12 protein-coding genes are annotated in these 15318 nt (G+C 49.6%); 6 read left to right on the top strand and 6 right to left on the bottom strand.

Annotated elements, in window-relative coordinates:
* Positions 1-6: 6 nt before the first annotated feature.
* Both J4F31_03710 and J4F31_03705 read left to right on the top strand, forming a co-directional pair.
* Positions 7-762: an MBL fold metallo-hydrolase gene (locus tag J4F31_03710; GenBank protein MCE2495678.1), complete on the top strand. Its 756-nt coding sequence runs from the start codon at positions 7-9 to the stop codon at positions 760-762.
* Between the two features lie 93 nt (positions 763-855).
* Positions 856-3780 carry a T9SS type A sorting domain-containing protein gene (locus tag J4F31_03705; GenBank protein MCE2495677.1) on the top strand — a complete coding sequence of 975 codons (2925 nt, stop codon included), beginning with the start codon at positions 856-858 and terminating at the stop codon, positions 3778-3780.
* Position 3781: 1 nt separating this feature from the next.
* On the opposite strand, the gene J4F31_03700 is transcribed toward J4F31_03705, so the two are convergent.
* From J4F31_03700 to J4F31_03675, 6 genes are all read right to left on the bottom strand, one after another.
* Entirely contained in the window at positions 3782-5038 is a 1257-nt protein-coding gene (locus J4F31_03700; GenBank protein ID MCE2495676.1) for a dihydroorotase, read from the bottom strand.
* Entirely contained in the window at positions 5035-7059 is a 2025-nt protein-coding gene (locus J4F31_03695; GenBank protein ID MCE2495675.1) for a BatA domain-containing protein, read from the bottom strand. The genes J4F31_03700 and J4F31_03695 overlap by 4 nt, the downstream gene beginning before the upstream one ends.
* Positions 7060-7145: 86 nt before the next feature.
* On the bottom strand, positions 7146-7907 hold the full coding sequence (locus J4F31_03690; GenBank protein MCE2495674.1) for a TIGR02757 family protein: 762 nt from the start codon (positions 7905-7907) through the stop codon (positions 7146-7148).
* A complete protein-coding gene (locus J4F31_03685; protein MCE2495673.1) occupies positions 7900-8568 on the bottom strand; it encodes an ABC transporter ATP-binding protein in 669 nt (222 codons plus the stop codon). The genes J4F31_03690 and J4F31_03685 overlap by 8 nt, the downstream gene beginning before the upstream one ends.
* Positions 8565-10172, bottom strand: coding sequence for a hypothetical protein (locus J4F31_03680; protein MCE2495672.1), 1608 nt, complete (start codon positions 10170-10172; stop codon positions 8565-8567). Before J4F31_03680 ends, J4F31_03685 begins: the two co-directional genes overlap by 4 nt.
* A gap of 66 nt (positions 10173-10238) precedes the next feature.
* The gene (locus J4F31_03675; protein ID MCE2495671.1) at positions 10239-10985 is read right to left on the bottom strand and encodes a carbohydrate binding family 9 domain-containing protein; all 747 of its coding nucleotides are present in this window, start codon (positions 10983-10985) and stop codon (positions 10239-10241) included.
* Positions 10986-11152: 167 nt separating this feature from the next.
* On the opposite strand from J4F31_03675, the gene sucC reads away from it, so the two are divergent.
* From sucC to J4F31_03655, 4 genes are all read left to right on the top strand, one after another.
* Positions 11153-12343, top strand: a complete 1191-nt coding sequence (gene sucC / locus J4F31_03670; GenBank protein MCE2495670.1) for an ADP-forming succinate--CoA ligase subunit beta — start codon at positions 11153-11155, stop codon at positions 12341-12343.
* A 169-nt stretch (positions 12344-12512) separates the two neighbouring features.
* Positions 12513-13139, top strand: coding sequence for a T9SS type A sorting domain-containing protein (locus tag J4F31_03665; GenBank protein ID MCE2495669.1), 627 nt, complete (start codon positions 12513-12515; stop codon positions 13137-13139).
* Between the two features lie 3 nt (positions 13140-13142).
* On the top strand, positions 13143-14633 hold the full coding sequence (gene accC, locus J4F31_03660) for an acetyl-CoA carboxylase biotin carboxylase subunit (protein ID MCE2495668.1): 1491 nt from the start codon (positions 13143-13145) through the stop codon (positions 14631-14633).
* A 27-nt stretch (positions 14634-14660) separates the two neighbouring features.
* Positions 14661-15299, top strand: a complete 639-nt coding sequence (locus J4F31_03655; GenBank protein MCE2495667.1) for a DUF4294 domain-containing protein — start codon at positions 14661-14663, stop codon at positions 15297-15299.
* Positions 15300-15318 lie beyond the last annotated feature (19 nt).

The raw sequence follows: 15318 nt of genomic DNA, 5'->3' as shown, positions 1-15318 counted from the left end.
ACTAGCATGAAAATCACGTTTCTCGGCACAGGTACTTCTCAAGGTATACCAATGATCGGTTGTGATTGTTCCGTTTGTGGTTCCAACGACCCGAGAGATCAAAGATTGCGTTCGTCGATATTGATCGAATGGGACGATTGTAGGGTAGTGGTTGATACGGGGCCTGATTTCCGCTATCAAATGCTTCGAGCCGGGGTGAAAAGGCTCGATGCCGTGCTCTATACTCACGAGCATACCGATCATGTGGCCGGGCTTGACGATGTAAGGGCGTTCAACTACTTTCAAAAAGGCTCTATGCCTTTATATGCCTCGGATCATACCGAAGAGGATCTACGAACCCGCTTTGGCTATGCCTTTGGCGATTATCCGGGTGTACCTTCGATCCATTTTGAGCGATTGGCCGATGAGCCGTTCGAGATCAAAGGGCATCGGATCGTGCCGATTTCCGTGATGCATCGCGACCTGCAAACTTATGGGTTCCGCTTCGACGACTTCACCTACATAACCGACGCCAACCACATCGCGCCGCAGGCGCAGAAAAAAATAAAGGGAAGTAAGGCGATGGTGTTGAACGCTTTGCGGTACGAGCCCCACTACAGTCATTTTACGTTGGACGAAGCTCTGCAACAAGTCGAGAGCATTGGAGTAGAGCGGGCTTATTTTACTCATATCAGCCACCAGCTTGGAAGACATGCCGATGTGGAACGCGGTTTGCCGGAATTTGCACATCTGGCCCACGACGGTTTAGAACTTCAATTCTGATTTCGCCAACCTCGAGCCAAAATCGGTCGTATTGAACTAATAGAGTGCCGGATAGGTTGTATCTTGGCAATTCATTAACCCAAATAGAACTACATGAATAAGAGGCTTTTACTGAACTTCTTCTTGGCTATGGCGGCGACTTTTACAGCCGTAGCCGGAGGAGATCACGACATCGACCCCTATCGTATCGGATACCTTTACGACCATCAATTACCCAACGTACAAGTTCAAAAGGCTTTACAGAATGGCCCCGTGTGGCAGAGTTTCACCGCTGATCATCCTGATTGGATAGCCCGTTTCGACGAGCGTACAGGCTTGCCGCATCGCGCGTTCGGAACTCCATTTTTCGTGGGGAATGCGGATGAATCAACGGCCTTGAACTTTTTGAATCAGACTTTTCAAAGTGCAGGCTTGCCGATGGGGGAGCTCGAATTCCTAACCAAGACCGAAACGGCGGCATACGATCACTTGATCTTGCAGCAACGTCATCAGGGCTTGTTGGTTAAGAATGCGCGGGCCGATCTAAAATTCACCAAAGACGGCCGCCTGGTGTTGTTGGGTCTCGATATTCATCCGAATATCGCCCTCTCGGGCGGAAGCGAACTTTCGGAGGGCGCATTGACCGCTGCTGCCTCGGCGGGTCTGCCTACCGTCACCGAAGCAGAAGTTGAAGGTTACTTCATATATCCACTTCCGGTAGAAGGGGCTTATGAGTACCACAAGATCGCGGAGATCACCGTTCATGCACAGCAAGGAATTCCGGCCATTTACACGACCTATGTCGATGTGAACGATGGAACTGTGCTCTACAGAGAAAATCAGGTGCATCAATTCACAACTGACACGACCCATATTCGTGGAAATGTTCGCACCGAGAAGGTATTTCAACCCGAAACCAACGAGCCGTTCATCCGTGTAGAGGTAGAGGTTGACGGAACGACCTACCAGACCGACGATAACGGTGATTTGGTAGCGCCATTGGCGAGTCCGTCCGCGGCCATTATTAAACTCCGCGGCCATTGGGTATCGGTTCGAGAAGATCCCCTTATTTTGCCGGTATCGTCGAGTACCTTGAGCCTGACACCTTCGAGTGATACCTTGGACATCAGCGATCTGTTTACCGTTGAAGCCCGTGCGGCTTATTACCACACCGATTTGGTTCACGACCACATGAAGAAGTATTTCCCCAATTTCACGGGACTCGATCTTCCTTTGCCGTGTAACATCGAGATCACTCCACACGAGTGCAACGCATATTACAACGGAAGTTCAATTAATTTCTTCACAGCGGCGACGAGCTGTTACTCCCTTGCTCAAGTAAAGGATGTAGTTTATCACGAGTACGGTCATGGGATCAATGGGCGTTTTTACTCTTCGCATGGACTGTCTTTTTCGAACGGAGGAATGAACGAAGGTTACGCCGATATCTGGGGAATTTCGATCACCCAAGACAGCTTGTTGGCTCAAGGACTCACACCTGGCGATACTGCAAGCTCAATTCGCCGTTATGACCAAGGTATAAAGGTATATCCGGACGATTGGAGCGGTCAGGTGCACAATGATGGTGAGATCATTGCGGGATCGTTCTGGGACAGCTTCCGCTATACCGGAATCTCCATGGATTCGTTAACAAAGATATGGACGCAAGGTTGGTTTGGTTTGCCGATGCAACCTCATACTTTGAGCGGAACCGGACAGCTGTACTACGACGTGCTGGTTGAGACTCTGCTGGCCGACGATGTTCCCGCGAATGGGGGAGATAATGATATCACGAACGGTACACCAAACGGGTTCGGTATAACACAAGGCTTCAATGATCATGGAATCGCTTTGATGGGAATCAGGGACCTAACCCATTCTCCTGTTTCGAATGCGGCGATCAACGCGGCCATTGACTTGAGTGCTCAGGTGAACGTTCAATTCAGCCAGTATTTTGGTGGTGTAACGGCTCACTATCGCCTCAATCAAACCGGACCGTGGATGACGACCCCAATGGCGAATACTTCGGGCATTACGTACGAAGGCCAAATTCCGGGTCAACCTGCGGGAACGATCGTTGAGTACTTCGTGACCGTAGATGATGCCAATGGATTGGCTGCTCTTGAATCGCCTTCAAAGGCAATTGAACAAGATCCTTTGCAACGTAACCTAGCGTACAACATCTTGGTGGGCTTCAACCAAATGCACATCGAGGATTTTGACTTTACTCAGGGAAGCTGGATCGAGGGACTGCCAACCGACGGTGCTACTACCGGTCAGTGGATCATTGATGTTCCGGATCCAACCTATGCGAGCAATGATATGTCGCTTGGCTTTGTACAGCCAGGAAGTCAGAATACACAAGGAGGCTTTATCTGTGCCGTTACTGGAAACAACGGCGGTGGAGTATTTACACAAGATGACGTGGACGGTGGAGAGACCACGCTCATTTCACCTGAGTTTGATTTGACCGGTTATTCAGATCCGATCATCTCATACTACAGATGGTTCTCGAATAATTCTGGAAGTAACCCCGGAACGGATCCGTGGATCGTGTATATTTCCAATGACGGTGGTACTACTTGGGTCGAGATCGAAAATACCCGTGCTTGGGATGCTAGCTGGCGACGTGCCGTTCACCGCGTGAGCGACTATGTCACTCCAAACTCGACGGTGAGTGTTCGTTTCGTTGCCTCTGACTTTGATCCGGGAGCAGTAGTTGAAGCGGCGATTGACGACTTGGAGATCTGGAAATCTACCAGCATTGGCCTTGCAGAAGAGGATGTGACGTATTTCAACGTTTACCCGAATCCGACCGCTGAAGAGCTCGTAGTCGATTTCGACTTGGTGCAAAGTAGAAATGCTGAAGTAGCTGTTGTCGATATAATGGGCCGAACGGTCATGACGACCTCTTTAGGCCAACAAGATGCGGGAAACAACAAAGCGCGACTCAACGTCAGTGGTTTAGCCCCCGGAACGTATCAATTGGTGTTAACGGCAAATGGTTACGTCAAGACCAAATCATTCGTTAAGCGGTAATTTAAAACTGAACGGAGTGTTTTCCTCGGAAAACGCCCACGACCTTTCCAGAGAACTCCCTGCCAAAAAGTGGGGAGTTCTTTGATTTTGATGCCGCCTCATTTTCGGTCCACGTCCATTTCGCGGCTGGGTCGAAAAGGGTGAAATTGATTTCGTTGTCAATATCGATAACAGGTGCTTCCATTCCGATGACTTGGCGCGATTGAACGCCGAGGTAACGAACGATCTCTTCGTCGCTCAGGTTCTGCTTCAAAAGAGGATAGGCCGTTTGAAGAGCGATCATACCGAAACTCGCGAGGTCAAACTCACACTTCTTGGTTTCGATGTCCTGAGGGCTGTGGTCTGTACTGACCGCATCGATGGTTCCATCGCGAAGACCTTGAAGCAAGGCGCGGCGGTCTGAATCCTCCCGTAAGGGAGGCATAACTTTCCATCGCGTATCGTATTCGCGCAGTTCACCATCTGAGAAGAGCAGGTGAGCTACGGAAACGTCGGCGGTGATATTGAAGCCGCGGTCCTTAGCTCTGCGGATAAGCTCCACGCTTCGGGCGGTTGTGATGGTGCGCAGATGAAGTCGTCCGCCCGTATATTCGGCGAGGTCGATCTCGCGCTGGACCATGATCTCCTCGGCCATTTTTGGCATTCCTTTTAGCCCGAGGTACGTGCTGTTTTCGCCCTCGTTCATGACGCCTTTGCCACAAATATTGGGCTCGTGGGGGAAGCTCATGACGATTCCATTAAAATCGCGTGTGTAGAGCAATCCGAGTTTGATGAGGTTGGGATTTTGTACGGCGTGAGTATCGTCTGTAAAAGCAACGGCTCCGCTGCGATGCATATCGAATAGCTCGGCCATCTGTTCTCCCCGGGCTCCAACGGTGAGGGTGCCTTTGGGGAATAGTTCAACCACGGTGTCATCAGATCGACGGGTGAAGTATTCGACACCGGCCTTATTGTCGATTACCGGATCGGTCAGTGGGCTCAGCGCAACTCCTGTAAATCCCCCACGCGCAGCTGCTTCAGCACCGGTACTGATATCTTCGCGCCATTCGTTTCCCGGTTCTGCGAAATCAGCGTGCAGGTCGAACCAGCCGGGGGACAAACACTGTCCTTTGGCTTTGATTTCCTTGAATCCGTCTAAGAGCTGAAGCTTTTTGTCAATAGCGCTAACGCGTCCGTTTTTTAATTCCACATCCACGGATTTACCGTTCCAGGGTGATTGCGGGTCGATGACCTGCACGGAGCGCAGCATTATTTTCATCTCTTCCAGAATTTTAGCAGTAGTACTTCAACGAGTACGAATAACAAAGTTAAGAGAATACACAGTTTCCAATACGAATGACCGACCGCATCTTTTTGCATGACGCCAGCCAGTTGTGTTCGTTCCCCGGAATATCGGTTGCGGGCTTGATCGGGCCATTGAGCCAAGGCGATGTCGAGCTCTTCATCGGTCCATACCGTTGGGTCGCTTTCCGTTCGATCGTAATTAAAGGCCAGGTACCCGTAGGTGCTATCAGCTCGTTGTAGCGAGTACCACCCGGCGTCCTCAACGGATTCAAAGGTTTCGAGCAGTAAGTTCCCTTGTTGAATGCGCTGCCCTGGAATGCTGTTACTTTCTTGACCCGCCAAATGGAACGGAATGTCGCTGTTTTCCGTAGGGTCCACGATTCCACGGAGTTCGATCATATCGGTTCGCACCAAAGTGTAATACGGAGCGGGTTCGGGAACGCTTAAATACGCAAGGTTGTACAGGGTGGTAGGGAATAGCGCATGACGTGGAAAGTTGCCCGATGCATTCTGTAGATCGGTCACAAAGACGAAAAGGCTACCGTTTTCTTTTGGCAATCGGTATAGGAAGGGGAGTCCGTTCTCCATTTCCATAAGGATTTCCGCCTGCGGCGCGATGACAGCCGGGCGGTATTCAAATACAGTAGGGAAATCCATACGTTCGGGTTGAGCTTCGAAGACATCGGCGAACAGCGGGTGCCGGTATTCGATCTTATTTAGCTTTACCGTATCCTTCAAAGCGTTGCCCAGCCCCAGGTTTCCTAAAAGTTCGAGGTAATTACTCTCCGTGCCTGCAAATAGTGCCACGGATCCGCCTTGTTCCATGAAGCGGTTGAGTTCACCGGCCAACCCGGTCGGGAGTTGTTTCGGGTAATTCAGGATGACCAAGTCGAAGTTCCCCAAACGAGCGTAGTCGATGGCCTGAATAGAGGTTCTTTCGTATTGAAATTCCATCCGTTCAAAGAGCATGGCCAACGGGCTGGCTGAGTAAACATCCTCGTGTATCTCGAGAACGGAGACTTGCTCCCGGACTTGGTACTGGAAAAAGAATCGGTCGTCGAACGTAATGGGATAGTCCTCGAGTTGTACTTCGCCACGATAGTTTCCGGCCGCTCCGTTGAGGTAGTTCAAGACTACCTCTTTCCGTTCACCGGGTGCGATGCTGAAAGTACTTAAGGCCTTTTGCTGTCCGTTGAGTAGCAAGCGCAAAGGGATATCAGCGCGGGAATCTTCGCCCGTATATTCAATCCATACTCGCAGAATCTCGTTCTGCTCGGGTTGGCGTAAAGGGCGATCAAATGAGATGCTGTCGATGAATAGGTTTTGTTCGAGTTCGGGCTCAAAACGCACCCATCGCACTGGAAATGCCGAATCGGGTTGCCACGTGGTAAGGTCGCTCGAATTTCGCTGAAAATCGCTCAACCATAGTGGCTGATAGCGCGCATCGGCGGCGGCTTGTGACCGAAGGTCGGCTTGGCGGCGATAGACTTGTTCAAGGGATCGGACATTTTCGCTTAGCCCGACTCGCTCGATTTCGTCAATGACGGACTCTTGGGTAAGCCAGCGTTGATGGCGTCCCTCAAAATCATTGGTCAGGATTTGAAACCTGTCGGCGGTACCATAGCTTTCTACGACCTCGATCGCCCGTTGTTTTGCTACGTCCAGCAACCGCCCTTCGGAGCTTTGTCCGTCCATGCTGAACGAGTTGTCGAGATACAGCGAAACGAAATTCACGCTACCCGAATCAAGGTCCTTATCGGCCCGATAGGGCCCTGCAAAAGCGAGCACCAAAAAGGTAATCGCAAGCAAGCGGCTCAGGAGTACGAGGTAGTGTTTTAACTGCGATTGACGCTTGGTTTGCTCCTGCAGTTCGCGCAAAAAGCGAACATTGGTGAAGTAGACCGTTTTAAAGCGACGAAAATTGAAGAGATGTATGAGCACCGGTATGGCCAGTGCTGAAAGGGCGTAAAGAAATTCGGGGTGTGCAAATTTCATTGGGGGCAAAGGTAAGGAAAAGGACGGCGGTTAATACAACCTTTATTGTGACTGAATTTGTATTGAAAAAGTATCGGAAATGACATTCAGAGCTTTTCGAAAACCCCCAGTCCGAACAAGGCGAAATCGTATTTGACAGGGTCTTTGGGGTCGAAGTGGCGCAGAGTAGTATCGAGTTCTTCGACGCTTTTCCAGTCGTTTTGCTTCCGTTTGAGTAGCCCGAGTTTACGTGCAACGTTGCCGCTATGAACATCGAGTGGGCAACTTAACTGTGCCGGTTCAATGTTGGTCCAAAGACCAAAATCCACTCCTCGATCAGCCGGGCGAACCATCCAACGGAGGAACATATTCAGTCGTTTGGCCGCTGATCCTTTGAATGGGTCACTTACGTGCTTGAGTGTGCGTATCGGAGGATCAAAAGTGAAGAACTCTCGATGAAAATTATGAATGCCGTTTTTGAGGGTTGGGTTATCGGTATCGAGAAAGGCCGATTCCAAGGTGTCGAATTTGCGATAGAGCTCTCTGAGCGATTTAAGGAAGTAGGCGAGGTCTTCGGGTTGAAAAGTCCGGTGGCACCAAGTTGAAAATCGATCGAGGTGTTCTTCTCTGTGTTCCATAACGAAGTCATAGGGGCTATTTCCCATGAGCTCAATCAACCTAGAAGCGTTTTGAATAATGGTCTTGCGTTGACCCCAGGCAATCGTGGCGCTGAAAAAAGCACTGACTTCCACATCCTCCCGAAGGGAGAAACGATGCGGAATTTGAATGGGATCGTCGAGAAGGAAGCGCGGGTGCTCGTACTGATCAACCTTTTCGTCGAGATATGCTTTGAGTTCCGTTTTATGCATGGGGTTCGTCGCGATCGATACGGCCGTCCATCATGTGTAACGTGCGGTCGGCCATTTCGGCCAACTCTTTATTATGAGTGACGATGACGAAGGTTTGCCCAAATTCGGCTCGAAGGCGAAAGAAGAGTTCGTGAAGTTCCGTAGCGTTCTGGCTATCGAGGTTACCGGAGGGTTCATCGGCAAAAACCACATCGGGATGATTCACCAAAGCGCGGGCCACGGCCACGCGTTGTTGTTCCCCGCCTGACAGCTCGCCGGGCTTGTGTTCTGCTCGTGAGGTTAGGCCTAGGAATCCCAAGAGTTCCTTAGCGCGTTCAGTTGCAGCCGCTCTTGGTACTTCGCGGATGAAAGCAGGCATGCAGATGTTCTCGATGGCCGTGAATTCGGGAAGGAGATGATGAAACTGAAAGATGAATCCCACGTGTCGATTTCGGAAATCGCTCAGTTTTCTGGAGCCAAGTTGATCGATGCGCTGGTCATTAATATAGACACTGCCCGAATCGGGTTTGTCGAGCGTTCCGAGGATTTGAAGGAGGGTCGTCTTACCCGCGCCACTTGCTCCAACAATACTCACCACTTCACCGGTTTTAACGTGCAGGCTAACGTCGTTAAGAACCCGTAGGTCGTCGTAGGATTTGAAAATATTCTCTGCGCGAATCATTTCTTTCTGTTATGGATCAAGGTGTTGTAATCGAGCCAATAGATGAGGCGCAAGCTAAAATTATTTTGTTGTTCACGCCAAAAGAGGTCCTGCAAATTATCTGCGAAGGCCAATTCGGGGTCTCCATTTGATGATAGGATAGCTTGTCGGTACAGGAATGTCATTTGACTACCCGGGGCGAACCACCAGGAGAACGTGAGGTCGATATTCCAAGCATTGAAGTTGACATCGTAGTTTTCGCTGTAATCGCCCATCCAAACTACCGAACCGTCATCTTGGAGCGCTCCGTAGTCATTGTAATCCGCAGTGAACCAATAATGGCGGAATATAAGGTTGATAGAGGTGTTTTCGTCAAAAACGTAGTCGGCGGTCAGCGGATTAATCATAGTGGTACGGTCACGCTTACCCATTATTATATCGCCGTCCGCTTCTGTGTTTACCCAGCCCACATTATTGATATTCCAGAAATTCTGAAAACGATATACGAAGCTTAGGTGATTGTTTACACGCACACGTGGCAATACAGTTAGACCGTAATCATTGGCCCCAAAGCCTTGATACCAAGCTCGTTCAAGTCTAAAATCGAGCGCGAAGGGTTTTCGGTAATCACTTGAATACCAAAACTCAGCGTATGTCCTTACCGGACGGATGAGGTATCGGCCCGGTTCTCTAGGCTCGAAGTAATCGTGCTGGTCCCGTATATCGGTGTCGAAATTACCTCCAATGGTCAGGAAGTTTTTAAAGGTAAGCCGATAATTCATTCCCATACCCACATATTGATAGGCCACGGGGTTTTGCAATAGGCCGTGGTAGAAATAGATATCCCCGAAAAGGTTATTGTACCAATCAGTAGATTCAAAGGTGAGGTAATTCAATCCTACGTAGTGGTTGAGCTCATTATTGTTGGTCAGGAAGCCCATGTCGTTGATATCGTATTTGTCGGTCAACATTTCATGACCGAAATACCAGCGGTACTGCCCACGGCCGCGCATAACCTGCAGGTTGGTCGAATAACCCACCGAAACGGAATCCTCGTAGAACAACTGGCCGGAGCGGACATCACCTTCAGCCACGACCTCACAATTTTTGGTTTGGTGGCGAATCATAAGGCCCGTTACATTGGCGTCGTGGTATTGGGCTCCTTGACGCAGAACATTGGTATTGACCAGGGTGACATAGTTGTTATCTCCGTATAGCTGATCCAAAACGAGCATATTGTAATTTGAAGTGGGGTTGGTGAGTACATCCCGTTGATTAGCTAACGAATCTTCGAGGGTTGCCCATGTATTAATCGTGATTCCGTTGAAGACTCCAACGCCGAGCTTTTGGGCGTTCCGTCCAGATACCTTAGTAGCATTGATCACCCGTGCCCGGAGGGGATTTGACACTACTGTTTCGCCCGTATAATCAGCAATTGCGCCTAGCTTGCCAACATCGTATGGAACACCGCCGACACGTCTGGAATAGAAGAAATCACCTTTTGAAAAGAGTTCGGTTCCCTCTGTAAAGAATTGTCGGTTTTCTTGAAATCGAACTTCGAAAGTTGAGAGATTCAGTACTTGGTTGTCGAGCTTAGCTTGTCCAAAGTCAGGGACCAGGGTCATGTCCAAGGTGAAGGCATTATTGATTCCGTACTTGAGGTCTAATCCAGCATTGTAGTCGGTACTCGCTTACCCGTCGTAATTGTTGAGGTAACCGGAGACGTACGGCATGAGGCTTAGTCGAACCTGAGGTTCTATATTACTGATCCCTTCGATGCGGCCATTTTGTTGTTCGTAGGTGCCGAATGATTTGTCGATGAAATTCCATGTATACAGTTTGCTTGTGCGGCGAACGTAACGGCCCATGTTCAACCCCCATAGCACATCTGTTTCTGGAATCCTCAGGGCGTAGTAGGGAATCTTGAATTCGGCACTCCAGCCGTAGTCGGTCATTTCAACGGCCCTCTCCCATACGGCGTTCCACGCGAGATCGTCACCGTAAATAGTAGTCCGACTGTCCATTTGAACTCCTGAGGCGGAAAGGAAAAAGTTGATATCGTTTTGACCGTCAGCGTAAAGGTTGAGCCAAACGGCGACGTAATCCGCGTTCTTGTTTTGGCTATCGCGCGATCCAAGTTCGCGTAGAACGCTGTCGGGTTGGATATCGAAGTTTTTGAACGAGAAGTACAAGGCGTCGTCATCGCACAATATACGCACCTCAGTTTCCATTCCCGCCGCAGGCGGAGCGCCATTGTCCGGATCCAACTCAGTAAAACCCGTCGCAATTGGAGCGGATAGCCAGATGGCATCGGAAATATCTCCATCGATCTTCGGGGGCGAATCCACTCGAACTGCTTGAATGCGCTTTTGTTCGCCCGATTGAGCAAAAACATACAGCGACACAGCAAGCACTAAAAATAGGGCGGACCACTTCATTAAAGGACATTTGAAGAGCCCAGGACAAAGGAGCTCGAGTGGGCAAAGGTAAGGACTATAGGCATATTAGAACGTTAACGTAACCTTAATGGATTAAAGGCGCTCTGGGTTTTTCGATAATTGGGCTTAACGATGTACTTTTGCCGTGCATTCAAACAAATTTCCAGATGAATCTACACGAATATCAAGGTAAAGACATCCTAGCATCGTACGGTGTAAACGTTCAACGAGGAATTGTCGCAAGTATTCCCGACGAGGCAGTGGAAGCGGCAAAGAAAATGACGGAGCAAACCGGCACTTCTTGGTGGGTCGTGAAAGCTCAGGTTCACGCTGGTGGACGCGGAAAAGGTGGTGGTGTTAAATTGGCTAAAAGTTTGGATGAGGTGCGCGAGCATGCGTCGAACATCATCGGCATGCATTTGGTTACGCCACAAACTTCGGCAGAAGGAAAGTTGGTCAATCAGGTTTTGATCGCCGAGGACGTGTATTACCCGGGAGAATTCGAAACTTCAGAGATCTATATGTCGATTCTGTTGAATCGCGAAACGGGCCGCAATATGGTCGTTTACTCTACTGAGGGAGGAATGGATATCGAGCAAGTTGCCGAAGAAACTCCGGAGCTCATCCACAAAGAAGAAATTGACCCGGCATTGGGCTTGTTGCCTTTCCAAGCACGTCGTATTGCATTTAACCTTGGACTTGAAGGAGATGCATTCAAGAATATGGTGAAGTTTTCCATGTCTTTATGGAACGCATACTCAGGTGCCGACTCGAGCTTGTTTGAGATCAACCCAGTACTCAAGACCTCGGACAACAAGATATTGGCCGTAGATGCTAAAGTGACTTTGGATGGAAATTCTTTGTTCCGTCACAAAGACCTCGCTGAATTGCGCGATAAGCGCGAGGAGGATCCGACCGAGGTTGAAGCCGGAGAGTTCGGCTTGAACTTCGTTAAGTTGGATGGTAATGTCGGATGTATGGTAAATGGTGCCGGACTAGCTATGGCGACCATGGACATTATCAAGCAAGCCGGTGGTAATCCTGCGAACTTTCTCGACGTTGGTGGAACGGCCGATGCAAAGCGCGTTGAGAATGCTTTCCGCATCATTTTGAAAGATGAGAATGTCGAGGCCATACTCGTGAACATCTTTGGAGGAATCGTTCGGTGCGACCGAGTGGCTCAGGGTATCGTTGATGCTTATCGCAACATGGAAGATATCAATGTTCCGATCATCGCGCGTCTTCAGGGAACTAATGCCGAAGAAGCTAAAGACATCATCGACAACAGTGGACTACAGGTAGAGTCAGCTATTCTGCTTCAAGAAGCTGCTGACAAAGTGAGGGAGGTTTTGGCATGAAACAATAGTGCAACATGTTGCAACGAGGTTGTAACACGACTCGGCATATAGGTTGCATCTTTGAAGTGTCATCATGAAGATGATGATAGACATAGCGCAACCTGAATAGGTTCTAAAAGGGCTTCCTCCGTGGAGCCCTTTTTTATATCTTCGAGCTAAATTAGCCGAGATGAAAAAACTCCTTGTCACACTTACCTTTTCTCTTCCGTTTTTAGTATTCGCTCAGAGCGATATCGAGGGCCCCAATTTGGTAACGCTACCAGTATCTAACATTACTTCCACTTCTGCTACATCGGGTGGCGACATCCTCAGCGATGGAGGTAATTTCATTTTTTCGCGCGGTGTCGTATGGGATCTAGTCATGGATCCGACGCTTGACACAAATGCCGGAATGATGTCCAATGGCCAAGGAACGGGTCAGCACGATGTGACCATGAATGGACTCTCACCGAATACCCAGTACTACGTCCGAGCTTTTGCTCAGGATTTTACCGGAGAGTGGTATGGGGGAAATGTGAGTTTTCAAACGGCCACGGCGTCGATAGGTGAGCTTAATGATGTATGGGTTGCCATAGGTCCAAATCCGACCGCAGGTCGCATAACCATTCGTTGGGAGAATAATGATCAAATTGAGCGAATCGAGCTGTACGATTTATATGGGCGAATCGTCCGTGAGGCCCGGGTGAATGGAAGCCATGAGTTGGAATGGGATTTGAGTGCTTTAGCGGCGGGAAACTACTTAGTTCGTTGGGAAAGTGAACAGTATCAGGGCGTGGTACGCCTTATCAAAAAATAAGTGATGAAGAAGATTTTAGTAGCCAATCGAGGAGAAATTGCACAGCGGGTCATGCGTACAGCCAAGGACATGGGGATTTCGACAGTAGCCATTTACAGTGAAGCCGACCGAAAGGCTCCTCACGTACGCTATGCCGATGAAGCCGTTTGCGTAGGACCCCCGCCATCGAATCAGAGTTACTTGGATATGGACAAGATCATTGCCATCTGCAAAGATCTCGGTGTCGAAGGCATCCATCCGGGCTACGGGTTCTTGTCGGAGAATGCCGCGTTCGCACGAAAGGTAACCGATGCCGGTCTTACGTTGATCGGTCCATCACCGGAAGCCATGGAAGTTATGGGTGATAAGCTTTCGGCCAAGGCTGCGGTTAAAGGCTACGATATTCCTATGGTTCCGGGTACCGATGAAGCTATTTCAGACATTGAAGCGGCGAAGAAGATCGCGGAGGAGATCGGGTTTCCCATCTTGATCAAAGCTTCTGCCGGAGGTGGGGGAAAAGGAATGCGCATCGTAGAGGAAAGTTCGGAGTTCTTGGAGCAAATGGAGTTGGCCGTGTCGGAGGCCACAAGTGCTTTTGGAAACGGAGCGGTATTCATTGAAAAGTATGTAGCCGGACCTCGACATATCGAAATTCAGATCATGGCCGACACGCAAGGAAATGTGGTGTATTTCCACGAGCGCGAATGCTCGATCCAGCGCCGTCACCAAAAAGTCGTGGAGGAAGCGCCATCGGCGATCTTGACTCCAGAAATGCGCAAGCGAATGGGCGAAGCGGCATGTGATGTGGCCAGAGCTTGCAAGTATGTTAGTGCTGGAACTGTGGAGTTCTTGGTCGATGAAGATCGAAATTTCTACTTCCTCGAAATGAATACTCGTCTGCAGGTGGAGCATCCCGTTACCGAGATGATCACTGGATTCGATTTAGTTCGCGAACAGATCTGCGTAGCTCGAGGGGAGGAGTTAGGTTATTCACAGGAAGATATTCCATTGGTTGGACACGCTGTTGAAGTGCGGGTATACGCCGAGAATCCTCAGAACAACTTTTTGCCGGACATCGGTCGATTGAAAACGTATAAACGTCCGGCAGGGCCGGGTATTCGAGTCGATGACGGATTCGAAGAGGGTATGGATGTGCCTATCTACTACGACCCGATGATCTCCAAACTGGTCACTTATGGGAAAGATAGGACCGAGGCGATCCAGCGAATGAAAAGAGCTATCGCCGACTACGAGATTTCAGGTGTAGAGACCACCTTGTCGTTCGGAGCTTTCGTTATGAATCACGAAGCTTTTACGAGCGGAAACTTCGATACTCATTTCGTTAAGAAGTACTTTGAGCCCCAAATGCTCGATCGCACAGAAGGTGATGAAGAGACCATCGCGGCGATAGTGGCAGCGGCACTCATTCGTCACGCCAATCAATCAAAAATGTTGAAACCGGCCACCGAGACTGGAACAAGTGCGTCGAAATGGAAGCGTAACCGCCTCCAATAATAGGCCTTTCAAGGGCGTTTTTATATCGTGAGAGCCTTAGTCATCATTGGTTTTCTTTTGTTCTTGAGCCGTTCAACGGCAATGGCTCAACCCGATTCCGTTTTACTCGATCAGGAGCGTGGGTACGACACCTTGAAGATCAGCATGCTACAAGAGGTTACGATCACGGCATTACCGGACCTAAGTAGTTACGACGACCGACGCGATTACTACATTCTCCGCCGAAAAGTGCTTAAGGTGTGGCCTTACGCCAAAGAAGCGGCAGAGCAGCTGTACGGGATGGAGGCCGAACTCGAGGGTGAGGATCGCCGAAGAAAACGGCGAAAATATGCCAAGTACATCCAGAAGTATATGTCCGAGAATTTCAAGGACACGCTGAAGACTTTAACTCGAAGCGAGGGCGTAGTGCTCGTAAAGCTGGTCAATCGCGAAACGGGGCGAACCACACACGATATCATTAAGGAATACCGCGGGGGAGTCAACGCCGTTTTCTGGCAAACCATGGCGTCCATTTACGACAATGACCTGAAGTCCGAGTTCGATCCTGCGTCGAATCGCGACGATGCCTGGATCGAAAATATCGTCAATCGCGCCTTGGAAGCCGGACTTATAGAGTCAGTCGAAAAGCCTGACCCGGATAAGGTCAAGAGCGCGGATGGTGCTTGAGTGCAGTGGATAGATAAAA

The organism is Flavobacteriales bacterium (genome assembly GCA_021296215.1).
In the GTDB taxonomy this organism is placed as follows: domain Bacteria; phylum Bacteroidota; class Bacteroidia; order Flavobacteriales; family ECT2AJA-044; genus ECT2AJA-044.
This window is presented reverse-complemented; position numbering and strand designations above follow the sequence as displayed.